The 18,919-nt window shown below is 71.2% G+C and carries 18 protein-coding genes; 6 read left to right on the top strand and 12 right to left on the bottom strand.

All coding sequences use genetic code 11. From position 1 onward, the window contains the following. Positions 1–16 precede the first annotated feature (16 nt). Complete coding sequence (locus ABD235_RS34395; RefSeq protein ID WP_344181862.1) at positions 17–1,096, bottom strand: 2-oxoacid:ferredoxin oxidoreductase subunit beta; 1,080 nt, start codon at positions 1,094–1,096, stop codon at positions 17–19. Beyond that, positions 1,093–3,039, bottom strand: a complete 1,947-nt coding sequence (locus ABD235_RS34390; RefSeq protein WP_344182699.1) for a 2-oxoacid:acceptor oxidoreductase subunit alpha — start codon at positions 3,037–3,039, stop codon at positions 1,093–1,095. Before ABD235_RS34390 ends, ABD235_RS34395 begins: the two co-directional genes overlap by 4 nt. 273 nt (positions 3,040–3,312) lie before the next feature. Between ABD235_RS34390 and ABD235_RS34385 the strand changes: the two genes are divergently transcribed. The 3 genes from ABD235_RS34385 to ABD235_RS34375 are packed head-to-tail and all read left to right on the top strand — an operon-like array spanning position 3,313 to position 5,086. Beyond that, positions 3,313–4,131, top strand: a complete 819-nt coding sequence (locus tag ABD235_RS34385; RefSeq protein WP_344181861.1) for a hypothetical protein — start codon at positions 3,313–3,315, stop codon at positions 4,129–4,131. Between the two features lie 10 nt (positions 4,132–4,141). Beyond that, a complete protein-coding gene (locus tag ABD235_RS34380) occupies positions 4,142–4,498 on the top strand; it encodes an NADH-quinone oxidoreductase subunit A (protein WP_344181859.1) in 357 nt (118 codons plus the stop codon). 9 nt (positions 4,499–4,507) lie between these two features. Further along, entirely contained in the window at positions 4,508–5,086 is a 579-nt protein-coding gene (locus tag ABD235_RS34375; protein WP_344181857.1) for an SMI1/KNR4 family protein, read from the top strand. Here ABD235_RS34375 and ABD235_RS34370 read toward each other — a convergent pair. Beyond that, positions 5,083–5,988, bottom strand: a complete 906-nt coding sequence (locus ABD235_RS34370; RefSeq protein ID WP_344181855.1) for an ornithine cyclodeaminase family protein — start codon at positions 5,986–5,988, stop codon at positions 5,083–5,085. The genes ABD235_RS34375 and ABD235_RS34370 overlap by 4 nt on opposite strands. 856 nt (positions 5,989–6,844) lie before the next feature. On the opposite strand from ABD235_RS34370, the gene ABD235_RS34365 reads away from it, so the two are divergent. After that, complete coding sequence (locus ABD235_RS34365) at positions 6,845–7,864, top strand: dipeptidase (RefSeq protein WP_344181853.1); 1,020 nt, start codon at positions 6,845–6,847, stop codon at positions 7,862–7,864. A gap of 186 nt (positions 7,865–8,050) precedes the next feature. Next, positions 8,051–8,329 (top strand): hypothetical protein, encoded by a 279-nt coding sequence (locus ABD235_RS34360; RefSeq protein ID WP_344181851.1) that lies wholly within the window; start codon positions 8,051–8,053, stop codon positions 8,327–8,329. A gap of 4 nt (positions 8,330–8,333) precedes the next feature. Here the strand turns inward: ABD235_RS34360 and ABD235_RS34355 are convergent, their stop codons facing one another. From ABD235_RS34355 to ABD235_RS34315, 9 genes are all read right to left on the bottom strand, one after another. After that, a complete protein-coding gene (locus ABD235_RS34355) occupies positions 8,334–11,249 on the bottom strand; it encodes a helix-turn-helix transcriptional regulator (protein ID WP_344181849.1) in 2,916 nt (971 codons plus the stop codon). A gap of 161 nt (positions 11,250–11,410) precedes the next feature. After that, entirely contained in the window at positions 11,411–11,578 is a 168-nt protein-coding gene (locus ABD235_RS34350; RefSeq protein ID WP_344181847.1) for a hypothetical protein, read from the bottom strand. Positions 11,579–11,592: 14 nt separating this feature from the next. Then, a complete protein-coding gene (locus ABD235_RS34345) occupies positions 11,593–11,724 on the bottom strand; it encodes a hypothetical protein (RefSeq protein WP_344181845.1) in 132 nt (43 codons plus the stop codon). A gap of 265 nt (positions 11,725–11,989) precedes the next feature. Then, the gene (locus tag ABD235_RS34340; RefSeq protein ID WP_344181843.1) at positions 11,990–12,151 is read right to left on the bottom strand and encodes a hypothetical protein; all 162 of its coding nucleotides are present in this window, start codon (positions 12,149–12,151) and stop codon (positions 11,990–11,992) included. A 170-nt stretch (positions 12,152–12,321) separates the two neighbouring features. Then, positions 12,322–13,200 carry a PfkB family carbohydrate kinase gene (locus ABD235_RS34335; protein WP_344181841.1) on the bottom strand — a complete coding sequence of 293 codons (879 nt, stop codon included), beginning with the start codon at positions 13,198–13,200 and terminating at the stop codon, positions 12,322–12,324. After that, positions 13,197–14,321, bottom strand: a complete 1,125-nt coding sequence (locus tag ABD235_RS34330) for an ADP-ribosylglycohydrolase family protein (RefSeq protein ID WP_344181839.1) — start codon at positions 14,319–14,321, stop codon at positions 13,197–13,199. The genes ABD235_RS34335 and ABD235_RS34330 overlap by 4 nt, the downstream gene beginning before the upstream one ends. 16 nt (positions 14,322–14,337) lie before the next feature. Then, complete coding sequence (locus tag ABD235_RS34325; RefSeq protein WP_344181837.1) at positions 14,338–15,057, bottom strand: GntR family transcriptional regulator; 720 nt, start codon at positions 15,055–15,057, stop codon at positions 14,338–14,340. Then, positions 15,054–15,599 carry a cysteine hydrolase family protein gene (locus tag ABD235_RS34320; protein WP_344181834.1) on the bottom strand — a complete coding sequence of 182 codons (546 nt, stop codon included), beginning with the start codon at positions 15,597–15,599 and terminating at the stop codon, positions 15,054–15,056. Before ABD235_RS34320 ends, ABD235_RS34325 begins: the two co-directional genes overlap by 4 nt. Position 15,600: 1 nt before the next feature. Beyond that, entirely contained in the window at positions 15,601–17,067 is a 1,467-nt protein-coding gene (locus ABD235_RS34315; protein ID WP_344181832.1) for a purine-cytosine permease family protein, read from the bottom strand. Between the two features lie 964 nt (positions 17,068–18,031). Here ABD235_RS34315 and ABD235_RS34310 point away from each other — a divergent pair. After that, a complete protein-coding gene (locus ABD235_RS34310) occupies positions 18,032–18,778 on the top strand; it encodes an SDR family NAD(P)-dependent oxidoreductase (protein ID WP_344181830.1) in 747 nt (248 codons plus the stop codon). Positions 18,779–18,919 lie beyond the last annotated feature (141 nt).

Here is an 18,919-nt window from a genome sequence, read left to right as displayed (position 1 = left end):
GCGGACGGCGGCGGAGCTAGGCGACGGTCCAGGTGTCCGAGCCGGTGATCAGGGACTGGAGGTCGCCGGTGCCGGCGGTTTCCTTGGCGGTCTCGACCTGCTGGCGGACCAGGTCGTCGTACGCCGGGCGGTCGACCTGACGGAAGACACCGATCGGTGCCTGGTGCAGGACGCCGGCGTCGGTGAGGCGGGACAGGGCGAACGCGTACGCCGGGTCGTCGGTGTGGGCGTCGTGGACGACCAGGTCGGCCTCGCCGCCGGGGAGGTCGGCGACCTCGCGGACCGCGAGGGACGCGAAGCCGTCGCGGACGACGCCGAGGTGGCCGTCGGTGCCGAAGCGGATCGGTTCGCCGTGCTTGAGCGGGATGATCGCGTCGTCGCGCGTCTCGGGGTTCTTGAACGCGTCGAAGGCGTTGTCGTTGAAGATCGGGCAGTTCTGGTAGATCTCCACGAACGCCGTACCGCGGTGCTCCGCGGCCGCCTTCAGCACCGAGGTCAGGTGCTTGCGGTCGGAGTCGACCGTCCGCGCCACGAACGTCGCCTCCGCGCCGAGCGCCAGCGAGACCGGGTTGAACGGGTTGTCGACCGAGCCCATCGGCGTCGACTTGGTCACCTTGCCGGGCTCCGACGTCGGCGAGTACTGCCCCTTGGTCAGCCCGTAGATCCGGTTGTTGAACAGCAGGATCTTCAGGTTCACGTTGCGTCGCAGGGTGTGGATCAGGTGGTTGCCGCCGATCGACAGCGCGTCGCCGTCACCGGTCACCACCCACACGCTCAGGTCCGGCCGGGCCACCGCGAGCCCGGTCGCGATCGCCGGCGCGCGGCCGTGGATCGAGTGCATCCCGTACGTCGACAGGTAGTACGGGAAGCGCGACGAGCAGCCGATCCCGGACACCATCGCGACGTTCTCGCGCTTGATGCCGAGCTCGGGCAGGAACCCCTGAAAAGCAGCCAGTACGGCGTAGTCGCCGCACCCCGGGCACCAGCGGACCTCCTGGTCCGACACGTACTCCTTGCGGTTCTGCGGCTCGGTCGCCGCCGGTACGCCGCGCAGCCCGCCCGGCAGACCGGGCAGTCCCAGGTCGACGGTGCTCATCGTGCTCCCTCCGACTGCTCCAGTTGTTCGCCGTGCTTCAGATTCGCCGCGTCGAGCCCCAGATGCCGCGCGTCGTCGTCGATCCCGGCGGTCTCCTCGACCAGGTTGCCGATCACCTCGGCCAGCTCCGCGGCGCCCAGCGGCATGCCCCGGACCTGTGCGTACGAGACGACGTCGACCAGGTACTTGGCGCGCAGCAGCATCGCCAGCTGGCCCAGGTTCATCTCCGGGACGAGCACCTTGTCGTACGACTTCAGCACGTCGCCCAGGTTCGCCGGGAACGGGTTGAGGTGCCGCAGGTGTGCCTGCGCGATCTTCCCGCCGACCCGGCGCACCCGCCGTACGGCGGCGCCGATCGGCCCGTACGTCGAACCCCAGCCGAGCACGAGCACCTTCGCCTCGCCGTCCGGGTCGTCGACCTCGAGCAGCGGGACGCTGACCCCGTCCACCTTGGCCTGCCGGGTCCGGATCATCAGGTCGTGGTTGGCCGGGTCGTAGGAGATGTTGCCGGTCTTGTCCTCCTTCTCCAGCCCACCGATCCGGTGGTCGAGCCCCGCCGTACCGGGCACTGCCCAGGCACGGGCGAGCGTCTCCGGGTCGCGCAGGTAGGGGAGGTACGCCGGCTTGCCGTCCTCGGTCGTCGCGTTCGGCTCGGTGGTGAAGTTCGGGTCGATCTTCACCAGGTCCTCGACCGCCGGGATCCGCCAGGGCTCGGAGCCGTTGGCCAGGTACCCGTCGGAGAGCACCATCACCGGCGTCCGGTAGGTGACCGCGATCCGGGCCGCCTCGACCGCGATCGCGAAGCAGTCCGCGGGGGACTGGGCGGCGAGCACCGGCAGCGGCGCCTCGCCGTTGCGGCCGAACATCACCTGCAGCAGGTCGGCCTGCTCGGTCTTGGTCGGCATACCGGTGGACGGGCCCGCGCGCTGGATGTCGCAGACCACCAGCGGCAGCTCGAGCATCACGCCCAGGCCGATCGTCTCGGACTTCAGGCTGATCCCCGGACCGGACGACGTGGTCACGCCGAGCGCGCCCGCGAACGACGCACCGAGCGCCGCGCCGACACCGGCGATCTCGTCCTCGGCCTGGATCGTCGTCACGTCGAACCGCTTCAGCTTGGACAGCTCGTGCAGTACGTCGGACGCCGGGGTGATCGGGTAGGCCCCCAGCACCAGCGGCAGCCCGGCCCGTTGGGCGCCCGCCACCAGGCCGTACGCCAGCGCGAGGTTGCCGGAGATGTTGCGGTACGTGCCGGTCGCCATCTGGGCCGGCTTCACCTCGTACCGGACCGAGAACTCCTCGGCGGTCTCGCCGAAGTTGAAGCCCGCGCGGAAGGCCGCGATGTTGGCGTCGCGGATGTCCGGCTTGCCGGCGAACTTGGTCTGCAGGAAGTCGATCGTCGACTCGACCGGGCGCTGGAACAGCCAGGAGACCAGGCCGAGCGCGTACATGTTCTTGGCCCGGGAGGCGTCCTTGCGGGACAGCCCGAACTCCTTCACCGACTCGACCGTCATGCCGGTCAGGTTCAGCGCGACCACGTGGTAGGCCTCGAGCTCGCCGGTCTCCAGCGGGTTCGCGTCGTACCCGATCCGCTTCAGGTTGCGGGCGGTGAAGTCGGCGGTGTCGACGATCAGCGTGGCGCCGCGCGGCACGTCGGGCAGGTTGGCCTTCAGGGCCGCCGGGTTCATCGCGATCAGCACGTCCGGCGCGTCACCCGGGGTGAGGATGTCGTGGTCGGCGAAGTGCAGCTGGAAGGAGCTGACCCCCGGCAGAGTTCCGGCAGGTGCCCGGATCTCGGCGGGGAAGTTGGGCAGGGTCGACAGGTCGTTGCCGAACGATGCCGTTTCCGCGGTGAACCGATCCCCCGTGAGCTGCATCCCGTCACCGGAGTCACCGGCGAAGCGGATCACCACGCGGTCCAGCTGCTTGACCTCGATGGCCATCTGTTCTGTCATCTCCAAGTCGAGCTTGGGTCGGCGGACGCCCTCGAGCGGACCGCCGATCCCCCCGGTCAGGGCGATAACCCAATGTTAGTTCGGCTTTTGCCGCGAACCAGTGGTCGGCCCCGCCGGTCCACAGCCTGGGACGGGTGGTAGCGCGGCCTTCGAAGTGACGTAGTGCAGTCGCTCGCTTGCCATCTGTTGCCGCAGCAGGCAGTGTGTCTGTCGACTGCAACGATCCACCCGGGGCGATCCCGGTCTCGAGGGAGCTTGACGATGGGCGTTCGTGCCTTCTTGTTCGGTGGTACGACGCTGACGACGGCTCTGCTGCTGGCCGGGTGTTCCGGAGTGGTCGCGCCGGCGCAGAGCGCGATGGTCGCGACCGACACGGCACGGGCCGCCGAGACCGCGCAGGCCGCGCCCGTTCGGACCGTCAAGATCACCAGCGTCCGGACGACCGACTACACCGCCGGCGTACTGACTGTCGCCGGCACCTTGACGCCCGCGCCTGCCGCCGGGTCGCGGGTCGCGCTGCAGCGCTGGGACGCGGTGAAGGGCTGGCAGGAGATCGGGCACGCGACGCCCTCGGGCTCGAACGTGACGGTGTCGTCGAAGCAGCCCGGTTCGATCCGGACCTACCGGCTGGCGATCGGCCCGCAGGCGCCGTACGCCGCGGCCGCCTCGGCGCCGTACGGGTACTCGCACTTCAAGTGGCGCGGGATCTTCGCCAAGCCGCTGCTCGCGTCGGGCGGCAAGGGGCACCCCGCGTTCAACGTGGTCGCGGCGGCGGAGTCGCCGCGCCGCGCGGAGGCCGAGCTGCTCGCCGACAAGGGCGGCGTGGTCTGGGGTGACGTGAACTCGGCCGGCTGCTCCTGGGTGAAGAACTGGCTCGGCAACATCACCGACGGCACCGTGCGGGTGTCGCTGCTGAACGGTGCGGCCGTGGTCGGCTCGGTCGACCAGACCCAGGAGACCGAGACCTGGCTGAACCGCCAGATCCCCGGCGTCAACCGGCTGCGCGTCCAGGTCACCGACCTGAAGTCCGGGTACGGCCCGCAGGTCGCGATGGACTCCATGCTGCTCTGCACCAATTAGAGTTGGCTCCGTGTCGGAGGCCTACGGTGTCGTCGTAACGATCGTCCTGCTCGGCCTCGGCGGCCTGGTCGGCGCCTTCGCGCTGAACCGCGCGCTCACCATCACGTACTCGACGCCGGAGAAGCTCACGACGTACGAGTCAGGCGTCGACCCGGTCGGCGAGGGCTGGGCGCAGATCCACATCCGGTACTACTTGTTCGCGTACCTGTACGTGATCTTCGCCGTCGACGCGGTGTACCTGTTCCCGTGGGCCACGGTCTTCGCGACGGTCGGGGTGTCGTCCCTGATCGAGATGTTCGTCTTCCTGGCCTTCGTCACCGTCGGTTTGCTGTACGCGTACCGCAAGAAGGTCCTCGCCTGGACCTAGGGTCAAGCGATGACCGATCCTGTCGCGACCTCGTGGGCCCGCATCGTCGGCTGGCTCGTCCCGGCGACGCGCCGGCTGATCAACCCGCCGGCGACCGCCGTCGACCTCCGCTACCTCGAGGCGGCGATGAACCGCCCGCTGCCGGCTGAGCTGGTCGAGTTGCTGCAGCTGGCGAACGGGACCCAGCATCGGGCGATCCGGGGCTCGGTGATTCCGTTCCACTACAACCTGGTGCCGGTGATGGAGATGCTGGCGATCCGGCGAATGTGGCAGAAGATCTGGACCGACCCGCGTCTGTCCCGCGCGGACATTCCCGGATGGCTGGACGACTACCTGCCGATTGCGGATGCGGCTGACGAAGGGATCACGTACGTCGACCTGAGCGACGGGCCGTCGTACGGGGCTGTGTACGAGTGGCATCCGGACAGTGGCGGCGGTGGTCGGCGGCTGTGGGACAGCGTCGGGGAGATGCTCGACGACATCGCGGGGGCGATGGTGGATCGGCGGCCGCTGACTCGGGTGCACGGCGTACCGCATCTGCCGGAGGTGGACGCGGGATATCTGCACTGGTTCCGGGTGTACGACTAGCTCTCGGCGAGCAGTTTGGCGATGGCCCAGTCCTGGGGGCCGAGGCCGACGGACTTGAAGACCGTGCGGCCGGACGGCGTGGGGGGATCGGCGAGTGCATCGCCTAGGGCGAGCAGGGAGGTGCGGGGGAGTGCGCCGGACTCGACGGCGTCGATGACCTCGCCGGACTCCTCCAGGGCGGCTTCCTCCTGGTCGACGACGACCAGCGAGGCGCTGGCGAGCAGGTCGCGGGGGAGTTCGCTCATGGTCGGGCGGAAGGCGCCGATCGCGTTGACGTGGACCCGCTCGGGCAACGCGTCCGCGCGGAAGAGCGGCGTACTGGACGACGTCGCGCAGCAGATCACCTCGGCGTCCCCGACGCCTGCGTCGATGTCCGTGCCGGACCCGAACTTCACCTCCGGGAACTCCTCGCTCAACGCTCTGGCCAGTGCCGCGGCCTTCCCGGCGTCCCGGCCGACCAACGTGACCTCGGCAATGCGCCGTACGGCGAGTACCGCGCGCACCTGATCCGCCGACTGCGCGCCGGTCCCGATCACCGTCAGCCGGGTCGCGTCGGCAGCCGCCAGCAGGTCGGTCGCAACCCCGACGACCGCGCCCGTCCGCAGCGTCGTGATCGACGTGCCGTCGGCAACGAGCTGCTCCCCGGCGCCCGTCCAGACCACCGTCGCCCGAATCGCCGGCACCTGGTCGAGCGCGATCCCGATGGTTTTCACCACCGCGGTCCGCGTCGGCGAGTGGTACGCCGACATGACCAGTACCGCGCCGTCCCCGAACACCTCCCGCGCCGGCAGCACGAAGTTCCCCGCCCGCAACTCCCCGAACGCCTCCCGCACAGCGTCCACGGCCGCCGCCATCGGCACCACCCGGCGAACGTCGTCCGCCCCGAAGATCCTCACCACCATCACCCTAGTCCCGACGACCCCAAAGGCCGGCCGCTCCTCCGCGACCCCTGATCCACCTTCCGCCACCGACTGCTGCTCGCCCCGCGCACGCCGATCCCGCTACCGCTGACCGGTCTTCCGCACGCCCGCCGGCGCGACCGCCGACGCCCAGCACTGATCAACCACGCGCCAACCTCCCTTCAGCAGCCCCCGCCCGCCTGACACCACCGCCCGACGCCGGCTTGATCAGTGCTGCACGTCGGTGGCGCCGGCGAAAAGCTCGCCGATCGCCTCGGCCATTCCCTCGCCTCGGCCGATCCCTGGGGTCGACAGCCTGAGGTGAACTGCGCCGCCGGATCGGCGGGAGCGGACGTGCACCACTCATCAACCACCCGGCAGCGGTCTCCCAGCAGCCCCCGCCCGCGTGACACTCTCCGCCGGAGGCGGGTTGGTGAGTGGTGGAGATCCGCCGATCCCACAACCCGATCGCACTGCGCGACCATCGGTCCCCGCCGTCCCGCGCGCCCCCGCCCCTACGGTCCCCGCGCCCCCGCGCCCCCGCGCCCTCGCGCCCCCGCGCCCCCGCGGGGCTCCGCAGTGCCGGCGTTCCGCCGCGGTCCCGCGGTCGCGCGCTCCCGCGGGGCCCCGCAGGGCCGGCGTTCCCCGCAGCCCCCGCAGCCCACGCCGTCCCCGCCCGGCGGTCGTCCCCGCGTCCCGCGGTCTCCGTGTCCCCGCGCGGTCCCCGCAGCCGGCTGCTGCCCTTGACCGTCCCCGGCAACGACCCCACTCCTGCCGACGCCGCTCCGGCTTCGGATCCGGCTTGATCTCAACCGGTCCGAGTGGTCGGCTGTCTTCGGGCCCACGTCGAGGAGAGCTGATGAACGAGCTGCACCGGACCGCGGTCGTCGCCGATGCGCACAACGATCTGTTGATGCTGGTCGCGCGGCGTCCGAAGGCGAGCTGGGGGAGCTACTTCCGCGAGCACTGGATTCCGCAGTTGCGGGACGGTGGGATCGACGTGCAGGTGCTGCCGGTGTTCATCGACGACGAGTTCCGGCCCGAGGGGGCGTTGCGGGAGACGCTGCGGATGATCGAGGCGGCCCATCAGGTCGCCGAGGAGAACGCCGACCTGGTCGCGCTCTGCCGCAACGGCGCCGAGATCGACGCGGCCACCGCGCAGGGCAGGATCGCGCTGGTGCTCGCGCTCGAGGGGTGCCCGCAGATCGACACCGACGTCGAGCTGTTCCACACGCTGCACCGGCTCGGCGTGCGGGTGATCTCCTTCACTCACTTCGGCCGTAGCGCGCTCGCCGACGGGTCCGGCGAGGACGCGGCCGGCAGCCGGCTCACCAAGGCCGGTGTCGAGTCGGTGGGACTGCTGGAGCAGCTCGGCGTCCTGATCGACCTCTCGCACGTCGGCCGCGGCGGCGTCGAGCACATCCTCGAGCTGGCGACCAAGCCGGTGATCGCGACGCACTCCGGCGCGTACGCCGTCCGCCCGCACCACCGCAACCTCACCGACGACCAGCTGCGCGGGATCGCGGCCACCGGCGGGGTGGTCTGCGCGAACTTCTTCGCCGGCTTCCTGACCGAGGACGAGAAGCCGACCGTCGGGCACCTGGTCGACCACCTCGAACACCTGATCGCGGTCGCCGGCGAGGACCACGTCGGTCTGGGCACCGACTTCGTCGCGGAGGTGTTCGAGGAGAAGATCCCGGCCTGCGATCTCCCGCTGATCATCGAGGGACTGGACGCGCACCGCTACGTTCCGGGTCTGGAAGGACCGGCCGGGATGCCCCTGGTCACCGAGGCGATGCTCGACCGCGGGCTGCCCGAGCCGACGGTCCGCAAGGTGCTGGGCCAGAACCTGGTCAGGGTCCTCAGCACGACGAAGTAACGCAGAGTCACCACCCGTCGCGGTCCGAGATCATTGCCTCATCACCGCAAAGTAATTGCGCTGGACAACATTTGAAGGTTCCAAAATCTCGCTTCGTAACGGATTGCGATGAACCTATCGCCTTCTGATGAAGACCGGTCTATGGTGATTACCAGGGGGAACGGGGCGATTGCAGGGTGGTGGGGAATGACTTGGCAACTCTGGGTATTGGTAGGAGCCGCAGCGGTCGGTGTCGTCGTACTGGTGACGTTGCGTTTCCGGAGCGCGCAGCACGTTCTGGACGAGCTGATCGACTCGATGGAGCCGCACGCCGGCGCCGAGTCCGAGCAGCAGCAGACCAAGGCCGAGCACCGGCCTGAGGTCGCGGCGCGCCGGGGCGACGAGCTGGCGCGGCACCGCAGCCGTCACCAGCTACGGGCGAGCTTCGTGCCGCGAGCGGCGCACACCTACCGCAGCCGGCACTAGGCCTCTAGTCGAGGAGCCCGTCGCGACGGGCGACGGCGGCTGCTTCGGTTCGGGAGCGGACGCCGAGCTTGGCCAGGATGTTGGAGACGTGCACGCTGACTGTCTTCTCGCTGATGTACAGCTCCCGAGCCAGCTGCCGGTTGGTGCGGCCCTCGGCGAGCAGCGCCAGCACCTCGGTCTCGCGGGCGGTCAACGCCGCAGATCCCACCGGATCCGCGGCACTGCCCAGCTCGTCCAGCAGCGGCTGAGCACCCAATCGCCGGCCGACCTCAGCAGCCAGTTGGGCCTGCTCGTTCGCATCCGCGACCCGCCCGGCGGCCCGCAGCGCCGAGGACAGCCGCGCCCGCGACCACGCCTGCTCGATGACGAACCCGTACCCGAAGGCGTCCACCGTCCGCTGCCACGTCGCCACATGCTCGTCAGCGGTCGGCGGGTCCACATCGGCCAGCCACCGCAGCCGCTCCCACTCGGCCTCCAGCCGTGCGAGCCAAGCGATCCCCTCGACGCCGAGCACGCGCCCCGGCGGCAGACCCTTCTCCGCCGTCGCGTGCCCCTCGGCCAGCAGCTCCGCCCCACGCGCCACCAGTTCGGCCGCCGCCGACGGCTCACTCACCACCCGGTGGCACAGCAGCTGCAGCCCGAGCGCGGCGAACCGGATCTTCGCCATGTACCACTCGGTCTGGAACACGTACTCCAGCTGCGCCGACACCTCGGCGATCAGCTTCTCCGCCTCAGCCACCTGATCCAGCTGCCGATACGCCTCGACCGCCGGCTGCAGCCCGATCAGCGGCAGCATCACGTCCAGCGACCACCATTTCCGCATCGCCTGCAGGTCCTCGGCGACCGACGTGTCGCCGCGCCCGCCGCGCACCATCAGCCCAACACTCCGCAGCCCAGCTGCCGCAGCCGACGGAGTCATCGAATCAGCCCGGGCCGTCTCAGCCGCCTCGTCCCACTCGCCCATCGTGAACTGCGTCAGCGCCAGCATCCGCCGAGCGTCGAACCCGTACGCCGCCCACTGCCGTCCCAGCTCACCGGCCCGCTGCGCGGCGTACTCGAGCGCCGCCTTCGCAGCAGACAGCTCGCCCAGGTCGAAGTGGTTCGAGCCCAGCAAGTACCGGCTGCGCACCTCAGCAGCAGCGTCACCCGCCAGCTGAGCCCGTACGGCGGCCTCCTCCAACTGCTTGGCCGCGGCCACCGGATCGCCGGCCCGCTTCCGCAGCTGGGCCAGCGTGATCCCGGCGTCGCCGGCCGCCGACTCCTGGCCGACCTCCCGCGCGATGTGCAGCGCCTCGCGCGCCCAGCGCTCGGCCTCCATCGGCCGGCCGAGCGCGTCCGAGACGCGGGCGTACAGCGCGATCACCTTGGCCTTGAACGCACTCGGCGGCTCGTCGGCGACCAGCCGGAACGCCTGCGAGGCCGCCTCGTTCGCCTCCTGGTCGTGGTCGATCACCAGCGAGATGTCGGACAGCGGCAGCAGCAGCTCGGCCCGCTGCTTGATCGGCGCGTCGGCCGGCAGGTCGGCCAGGGCCTTGCGCAGCAGCTTCACCGCGCGCAGGTGCTGCGACGAAAGCGTCGCCGCCATCGCGGTGTCGACGATCAGCCAGGTCCGGTCGACCGAGCTCGCGGCCGGGTCGGCAGGGAACAGCTCGAGCGCCATCTCGTAGTGCTTCAGCGCCTCCTGCGGCGCGGCGACCGACAGCGCCTCCTGCCCGGCCCGGACCCGCGCCTCGAACGCGGTGATCAGGTCGTGCGAGCGCGTCGCGTGCCCGGCCAGCTCAGCCGCCGTACCGGCGACGGTCTGGTCCTGCAGGGCCTTCGCGTACGCCGCGTGCTGGCGGACCCGCTCACCCGGCAGCAGGTCGTCGTACACGGCCTCGGCCAGCAGCGCGTGGCGGAAGTAGTAGCTCGCGTTGCCGGGGTGCTCGATGATGTGCGCGTCGATCAGCTCGCGCAGCGCGGTCTCCAGCTCGCGGTCGGGCAGTCCGGCGACCGCGGTCAGCAGCTGGTGCGACACGCGACGCCCGGCGACAGCGATCACCCGGGCGACCTGGCGGGCGTCGTCGGACAGCGGGTCGAGCCGGACGAGCAGCAGGTCGGCCAGATCAGGCGGTACGGCGCTGCCGTCGCCCATCGAGGCCGCAGCGACCAGCTCCTCGGTGAAGAACGCGTTGCCGCCCGCACGGTCCAGGATCCGGCGCTCTTCGTCCTCCGGCAGCCGCTCGGTGACCAGGGCGTTCAGCAGGGCGCGCGACTCGGCGGCGTCGAGCGGGTTCAGGTTGACCCGTCGTACCCGCGGATTGCGCGACCACTCGGCGATCGGGCGGCGCAGCGGGTGCCGGCGGTGCAGGTCGTCGCTGCGGTACGACACGATCAGCGCCAGCCGCTGCGAGGTCAGCCGGGTGAGCAGGAAGCCGATCAGGTCCCGGGTGGAGTCGTCGGCCCAGTGCGTGTCCTCGACGATCACCAGCAGCGGCTCGCTGGTCGACAGCGCGGTCAGCGCACCCAGTACGGCGTCGAACAGCGCGGCCCGGTCCAGCGGACCGTCCTGCGGGACCGGCTGGGCGCCGATCAGTCGGTGCGTCGGCAGCAGCCGGCCGATCGCCGGGAAGTTGGTGAGCACGCTCTCGACCAGGTCCGGGCGCTCGCCCGCGAGCCGGCCGAAGATCTCGCTGAACGGCAGGTACGGCAGGCCGGCGTCGCCGAAGTCGGTGCAGTGCCCGACGAGCACGCCGAACCCACGCTCGTGCGCGCCGGTGGCCACCTCGTCCAGCAGGCGGGTCTTGCCGACCCCGGCGTCACCGGACAGCAGGATGGCGCCGGCGCGACGCGTTTTGGCGTCGTCGACGGCGCTGAGCAGGGCGGCCATCTCGGTCGAGCGGCCGACGAGAGGTGTCGAGGTCCAGGGCACGTCGTCCATCTTCGCCCCTGGAGCCGACACAAATCGACGACAGCCCGGCCCACGCCCGTCGGCTGAGCGCAGAATCTCCGCTCGGTGCCCGGTTTTGTACTCCGTACCGGTCCCGGAAAGTGAAACGCCGTCCCTGACCGGTTGCGGGTCAGGGACGGCGTGCACGGCGCTCACGCGGCCGTGGAGGGTCGCAGGAAGCGGCGCGCGTTCCGCGAGGTCGGCTTCTGCTGCGCCGGCGCGGTGCGCTGCTTACGGCTGGTCGCCTGGAAGTCGCGCTTCAAGCGCTCCTGCCGGTAGGCGGTCTCCGCCTGAACGGACTGCTGGGTCGTGAACATCATGGTGTCTCCTCCTCTCAGGCGTTCCGGGTGAACAGGTGGGTGAGGTGCCGGCGAGCCCGGGTGCTCCGGTTCGCGCGGTGGAAGTCGCGGGTGAGGCGCTCCTTGCGGTAGCTGACCTCGGCCTTGACCGACTCGGTGGTGTACATCGGGTGCCTCCTGGGCGGTGGTGTCTCGACTCGTTGTCGATGGCCCTAATCTGCGCGTCTGAGGGGACCTGGCACATCGGGCTTCCTCCCTATCCCTGGGGGTGAGGGTCCCTAGTACGGCGTACGCGGGGCGCCGGCGGTCCCTAGAGCGGGTCGTCCCGCGGTCGGGTTCGTCGGTGGGGCCCGAACGCGGCAGCGCGACCGGGTTCCGGAGAACCTCGGTCGCGCTGGGGGTCGAAGGGTCGGACAGGCGGCGATCGCGCCCTCACATCGCGTGCCGGGCCCGCACCACCTGCGCCCGGGGCACGGGCGTCACCGGCGTACGGCGTAAGCGCCGGAGCAGGCTCGGACGCTGGTACTCCCTGCGGAGCAGCTCCTGGCGGTACGAGACCTGGGCCTGAACGAAGTCGGGGCTGTAGTTCAACATGCGGGACCTCCGGGGTTCGTCGATACCCCGACACTCCGCCTCTGAGGACGGGCCGCACATCCGCACTACTCCCTAGACGCGGCGCTCGGCACCCTTAGACCGCGCTCACAGGCCTTAGTACGCCGCTCAGGTGCGGGTCGGGCACCGCTCGGGCGTCGGTCGGGCTCCGCTCAGGCGTCGGCCGGGCTCCGGAGGAAGGCTTCGAGCTCGGCCTGGGTCGGGCCCGTCGCCGGGCCGCGGTGGGTGACGGCGAGCGCGGCGGCTGCGTTGGCTCGGCGGGCCGCCTCCAGCGGGTCGTGTCCGGCGGCGAGGGCGGCCAGGAACGCTCCGGAGTGGGTGTCACCTGCGCCGTTGAGATCGACCGCTTCGACCTGGAAGCCCTCAACCGGTTGGTTGTCCAGGGTGCAGCCGTCGGGTCCTCGGCGTACGAGGACGTGGGTCGGCGTTGGCAGGTCTTCGAGGGCGGATCGCCGGAGGTCCTCGAGGGCGGCTGCTTCTTGGGTGTTGCAGCTGAGCCAGTCGGCTCGGGCGAGGGCTGCAGCGAGGGCGTCCCGGGGGATCTGACCGACCAGTGGGCCGGGATCGAAGAAGACCGTGCCGCGAAGGTCGGCGAGATGCCGCACGAGCGTGGCGCGGTTGAGCTCGTACATGAGGCTGTACCCGGAGACGTACACGTAGTCCTCGTCGGTCGTCTCCGGAAGCCCCGTCAGCGTCGCCTCGGCGCCCGGACTGGTGACGAACGTGCGTTCCCCACCGGCCTCGACGATCGCGACGACGAACCCCGTGTCCAGCTCCGGATTCTGCGGCTGTGGAAAGTCGATCCCCTCGCGCCGCAGATCGTCCCGCGCCTGATCGCCGAACGGTCCGGTCCCGAGCACCCCGCCGTACGACGTCGCCAGCCCCAGCCGGCTCGCTGCGGCCATCACGTTGAACCCACCGCCCGTCGCCCGCAGCGTCGAGCCCGCGAGCACGTCGCCGCCACGCTCGGGCAGCGCGTCGACGGTCAGCACGAGGTCGATCACGACGTTCCCGAGATGCACCAGCCTCATCCGCGGCGCACCTTCAGCAGTTCGCCCGCGAGCGACTCCAGGTCGAGCCCGTTCACCGCCGAGACCGTACGCCGTACGTCGGCCGGAAACCCGTCGACGCCATGACACGCCCCGACCACAGCCCCCGCGATCGCCGCGATCGTGTCCGTGTCCCCACCCACAGACGCAGCCACCCGCACCACCATCCACGGCTCCCCGAACCCGTTGGCGACGGCAAACGCCGCCGGCACGGACTCCTGAGCAGCCAAACTCGTCCCCACCAGCTCGTACAAGACCGCAGCCGCAGCCCCTGCCTCCGGCCCCGCCTCGCCATCCCCGCTCCGACCGGCGCTTGCGCGCGTGTCTGCGGTCCCGCCCCGGTCTGCGCTCTCACGCGAGCCCCCGCCTCCGCTCCCACTCGGGCCTGGGGTTCCGCTACCACCGCTCCCGGCGAGCGCGCGGGTCGCCCACTCGATGCGGCGGGAGACATCTGCGCCCGCCACCCAGAATCCGCGCGATGCTGCCTCCCGTGCGGCGGCGACTGCAGCGCTGGTCGCTTCGCGGACAGTGGCTCCGTCGACTCCCGCGCTGACGGCAGCGGCAACGGCGGAGGCGGCGGCCAGCGCGAGACCTGTGTTGTGGGTGGGTGCGCTGGCGGCGACCACTCGGTCGATCAGCGTCGGCAGGTCGCCGGAAGCTGTCGCGATGCCCACCGGTGTGATGCGCATGGCAGCGCCGTTGGTGGTGCCGAAGCGACCTGTCTGCGTGATGTCGCCGCCGGCCAGCAGCGCGTCGAGGGCGCGCTTGGTCGACGGCCCCAGCAAATCGAGCGAGCCTCGGGCTCGCATGTCGTCCTCCCACGCGAGCAGCCGGCGGGCGAGTTCGTGCCCGTCGACGAGGCCGTTGCCCTCGACGACCAATCGACCCAGCAGGATCGCCTGCTCGGTGTCGTCGGTGATCGAACCGGCCGGCATCCCCGCCGCGAGCGGCTGGTCGTCCGGCGCCGGGTGCAACTCGTCCACCACCTCGCCGTACAGCTCGACAATGCGTGTCCTGGGCAACGATTGGGTCGGCATCCCGAGCGCGTCCCCGATCGCCAGCCCGTACAGGGCCCCCACGGCCCGCGCCTCGACCGACGTCATCGCCCGACCGCCCGCTTCATCGGGGCGTCTCGCTGTAGGTCAGGTTCAACTCGAAGTGCCGAGGATCCAGCAAACTGTCGACCTGCTCCGCGAACTGGTTGTCAGCCGTCCAGCTGGTCCGTCGGCTGTGCAGAAACCAAGTGTTCTCCGGCCGTCCCAGCAGCGCCGCCTCCTCACCTGACAGCGGCCGAGCCCGCAACCGCTGTTCCCCCTGCGTCAGATGCAACCCGGCCCGCGTCAACGTCGAGATGATCGACCCGTCGTCCAACCCCCGCGCCGGCAGATCGCGCAGCTCCTCGATCGCCGGCAGCCGGCTCCGCTCCAGCGAGATCGCCTCGCCGTCGACCAGCGAACGGATCCGCTCGACCACGATCACCTCCGGCGAATCCAGCTCCAGCTGCTCAGCCAGCTCCGGATCCTGATCCAGCTCCAGCCGAAGAATCCGTACGGTCGTCTCCACCCCCTGCTCGGCCAGCGCGTGCGTCCAGCCGAGCGGATCGTCCAGCGGCCGCCCGTCGAACAGCACGAACGAACCCTTCCCGGTCCGCGTCGTGATCAGCCCGTCCGCGGTCAGTACGGCGAGAGCGGAGCGCACCGTGTTCCGGCTGACGGCGAACCGCCGGGCCAGCTCGACCTCACCAGGCAACCGGTGGCCGTGGCCGACCCGGCCGGACTTGATCTCCCGGGCCAGGATCGCGGCGATCCGCTCGTGCTTCAGGGTGATGCCGGAGGTCACTGGCCGAGACCGCCCGAGGATCGCAGCTGGTCGACGGTGACGATCTCGAGCATCGGCGCGTACAGCCGCATGATGTCGATGGCCTTGCGGTGGCTCTCCTCGTCGACTCCGGCGCACGCGTCCTCGACGACTTGGACGTGCGCCCCGCCGTCCACCGCCGCGAGCGCCGTCGACAGCACGCAGCAGTCGGTCGTCACGCCCGCCAGCACCAGCCGCCCGTCCGGCGCGACCGCGTCCGCGAGCTCCCGCCCCCACTTGCTGAACGTCGGCTTGTCGAGCGTCGGTGCTCCGCGGAACTCGTCGACGAGCTGGTACGCGTACGAGTCGGGCGGTTGCAGCGCGAACGGCCACTGCTCGTAGTACGGGATCCAGGAACCGGTCGGTTCCCCGGCCGGTGCGACGAACCGGGTGAAGATCACCTGCGGCGCGAACAGCTCGACCAGCTCCTGCGTCGGCTTCACCACCCGCTGGAAGTTGGGCGTCGCCCACCCGCTCTCCGGCTCGGCGAAGATCTTCTGCAGGTCGATCAGCGCGAGCACCATGTCAGCTCTCCAAGGCCGGTACGGCGCGCCGCCGGTCGACGTACCAGCCGATGATCGCGACGGCGAACGATCCGACCAGCGCGATCAGGACGCCGAGGTTCGCGAAGGCCCACGCGCCGTCCTTGGCGCCCAGGCCGAACGGCTTCAGCAGGTAGCCCTGCCAGGTCAGCCAGCTCGCGCTCGCGTTCGTGACCAGCCCCCAGCCGATGCCGGTGGCAACGATCATGGTGGCGACCGGCAACCACCGGACGTCGCCGTACCGGCCGCGCCGGTCGAACAGGGCGGCGTCGTCGTAGTCGCCGCGCCGGGTCGCGACGTCGGCCAGCATGATGCCGCACCAGGCCGCGACCGGGACGCCGAGCGTGATCAGGAAGCCCTGGAACTCGCCCAGGAACTCGTCGCCGAAGAAGACCACGTAGATCGTGCCGGCGATCATCACCAGCCCGTCGATGAACGCCGCGACGTAGCGGGGAACCGGTACGCCGAGCGACAGCAGGGCCAGGCCGGAGGAGTAGATGTCGAGCACCGCGCCGCCGACCAGGCCGAGCACGGCGACGATCACGAACGGCACCAGGAACCACGTCGGCAGCGCCTCCGCGAGCGCGCCGATCGGGTCGGCCGCGATCGCGGCGCTGAGGTCGGTCGACGATCCGGCCAGTAGCAGGCCGAAGATCAGCAGCACGATCGGCGCGAGGGCCGCGCCGAACGTGGTCCAGCCGACGACGCCGCGGCTGGACGCCGTACGGGGCAGGTAACGGGAGTAGTCGGCGGCCGCGTTGACCCAGCCGAGGCCGAAGCCGGTCATCAGGAAGACCAGGGCACCGATCAGTTCCTGGCCCGAGCCGCTGGGCAGCGCCGAGACGGTGGTCCAGTTGACCTGGTCGGCGACCAGGATGATGTAGACGACCGTGAGCACGCCGGTGACGACCGTGATGATCGTCTGCATCCGCATGATCAGGTCGAAGCCGAGCACGCCGCAGGCAACGATCAAGGTGCCGACGACAACCAACGCGATCACCTTGGTGACCGAGCCGCCGCCCCACCCGAGCCGCTCGAACACGGTAGCCGTCGCGAGCGTCGCGAGGATCGTCAGCACGGTCTCCCAGCCGACGGTGAGCAGCCAGGAGACCAACGACGGGAGTTTGTTGCCGCGGACCCCGAACGCCGCACGGCTGAGCACCAGCGTCGGCGCCGAGCCGCGCTTGCCGGCCAGCGCGATCAGTCCGCAGAGCAGGAACGAGAACACGATCCCGACCACGCCCGCGATCACCGCCTGCCAGAACGAGATCCCGAACCCGAGCGCGAACGCGCCGTAGCTCAGCCCGAGCACCGAGACGTTGGCCCCGAACCACGGCCAGAACAGCTGACTCGGCTGCCCCTTCCGCTCGGCGTCGTCGATCACGTTCAGCCCGTTGCTCTCGACCGCGAGCGCCCTCGGCTCAACCCCCACGTCCACCTGCTCGGCCACAGCCGTCTCCCACCTGAGTGAACCTGTCCAGTCCTGTCCAGCCGAGGCTAGGTCGACGGATGGGCGTGGTCAAGGAGTTTCCCCGTACGACGAACCCGTCGGCCCCGCGCCCGTTCCCCCTGATCACGCTCGCGCCCACCTCGCGCCCGCTCCCGCCGCTGCTCCTGTTCCGCCCGCTCTCGGCGCCGCTCCTGCTCCGCGCCCGCTCCGGCTATGCGCCCCGCACCCACGGGCGCCTGCCCCCGCGCCCGCCTCGCCCGCTCCGGATCCGGCTCCGCGCCCGCTCCGGCTCCGCGCCCGCTCCGGCTCCCACCCCCGCGCCCGCGCCCACCCCCGCGCCCGCGCCCACCCCCGCGCCCGCTGCCGCTTCGCGCCCGCTCCGGCTCCGCTCCCGCCTCGGGCCCGCTCCGGCTTCGCGCCCGCTCCGGCTTCGCGCCCGCTCCGGCTCCGCGCCCGCTTCGGGTCCGCGCCCGCTTCGGGTCCGCTCCCGCTTCGGGCCCGCTCCGGCTCCGCGCCCGCTCCGGCTCCGCGCCCGCTTCGGGCCCGCGCCCGCTTCGGGCCCGCTCCCGCCTCGGGCCCGCTCCGGCTCCAGGCCCGCTTCGGGTCCGCGCCCGCTTCGGGTCCGCTCCCGCTTCGGGTCCGCTCCCGCTTCGGGCCCGCTGCCGCTTCGCGCCCGCTCCGGCTCCGCTCCGGCTTCGCGCCCGCTCCGGCTTCGCGCCCGCTCCGGCTTCGCGCCCGCTCCGGCTCCGCTCCCGCCTCGGGGCCGGTCCCGCTTCGCGCCCGCGCCTGCCCCGCTCCCGCTCCCGCCTCGGGCTCGCTCCGGCTCGGCGCCCGCCTCGCGCCCCGCTCCTGCTTCGCCAAGCATCGGGCGCGCGTTCAGCGTCAAACCGACCGGGTGCGTGCTTGACCTAGAGCGTGGTCTAGCTCCTAGCGTCGGAGGCCGACGCCGGGAGAGGGAGTTGCTGTGAAGCGGTTCGAGGGAAAGGTCGCGATCGTCACCGGGGCGGCGCACGGGATCGGGCGGGCGACGGCTGTGCGGCTGGCGGCGGAGGGCGCGTCGGTTGCCGTGGCGGACGTCGATCTCGAGGCCGCCGAGCAGGTGGTCGGGGAGTTGGACTCGCCGGGGATCGCGGTCGAGTGCGACATCACCAGCCGGCCGTCGGTCGACGCGGCGGTCGCGGCGGCGGTTGAGCGGTTCGGGCGGCTCGACGTACTGGCTCAGGTCGCCGGCCACAACCTCGCAAACCGGGAGACGGTCGAGCCGGGGGACGCGCAGTGGACGAAGCAGTACGACTTCACCTTCACCGGCGCGGTCCGCTGCATCGAGGCCGCGCTGCCGCACCTCGTGACCACCGAGGGCGCCGTCGTCCTGGTCGGCTCGATCAGCGGAGTCGTTGCCCTCGGCACCAACCCGTACGCCGCGGCGAAGGCCGCGCTGAGCAGCCTGGTCCGCAACCTCGCCGCCGACCACGGCCCGAGCGGTGTGCGCTTCAACATCGTCGCGCCGGGGACGGTCGCGACGCGTGCGTTCAAGGATCCGCAGGTGCTCGAGGAGCTGAAGGCGATCTACCCGCTCCGCCGCGTGGGTCAGCCGGAAGACGTCGCCGCCGCGGTCGCGTTCCTGGCGTCGGCCGACGCCAGTTGGATCACCGGCATCACCCTCCCGGTCGAAGGCGGCCTGACCACGGGCCCGGGACACCTGATCGGCTGAGGCTGCGGTCGGAGGGGGTTTGACCACGGGCCGGGGTGCACGTGATCGGCTGAGGCTGCGGTCGGAGGGGGTTTGACCACGGGCCGGGGTGCACGTGATCGGCTGAGGCTGCGGTCGGAGGGGGTTTGACCACGGGCCGGG

Origin of the sequence: Kribbella lupini, assembly GCF_039529595.1 — a bacterium.
Taxonomy (GTDB): Bacteria; Actinomycetota; Actinomycetes; order Propionibacteriales; family Kribbellaceae; genus Kribbella; species Kribbella lupini.
Note: the sequence above shows the minus strand (reverse complement) of the source record. Positions and strands in the feature narration are given on the sequence as shown.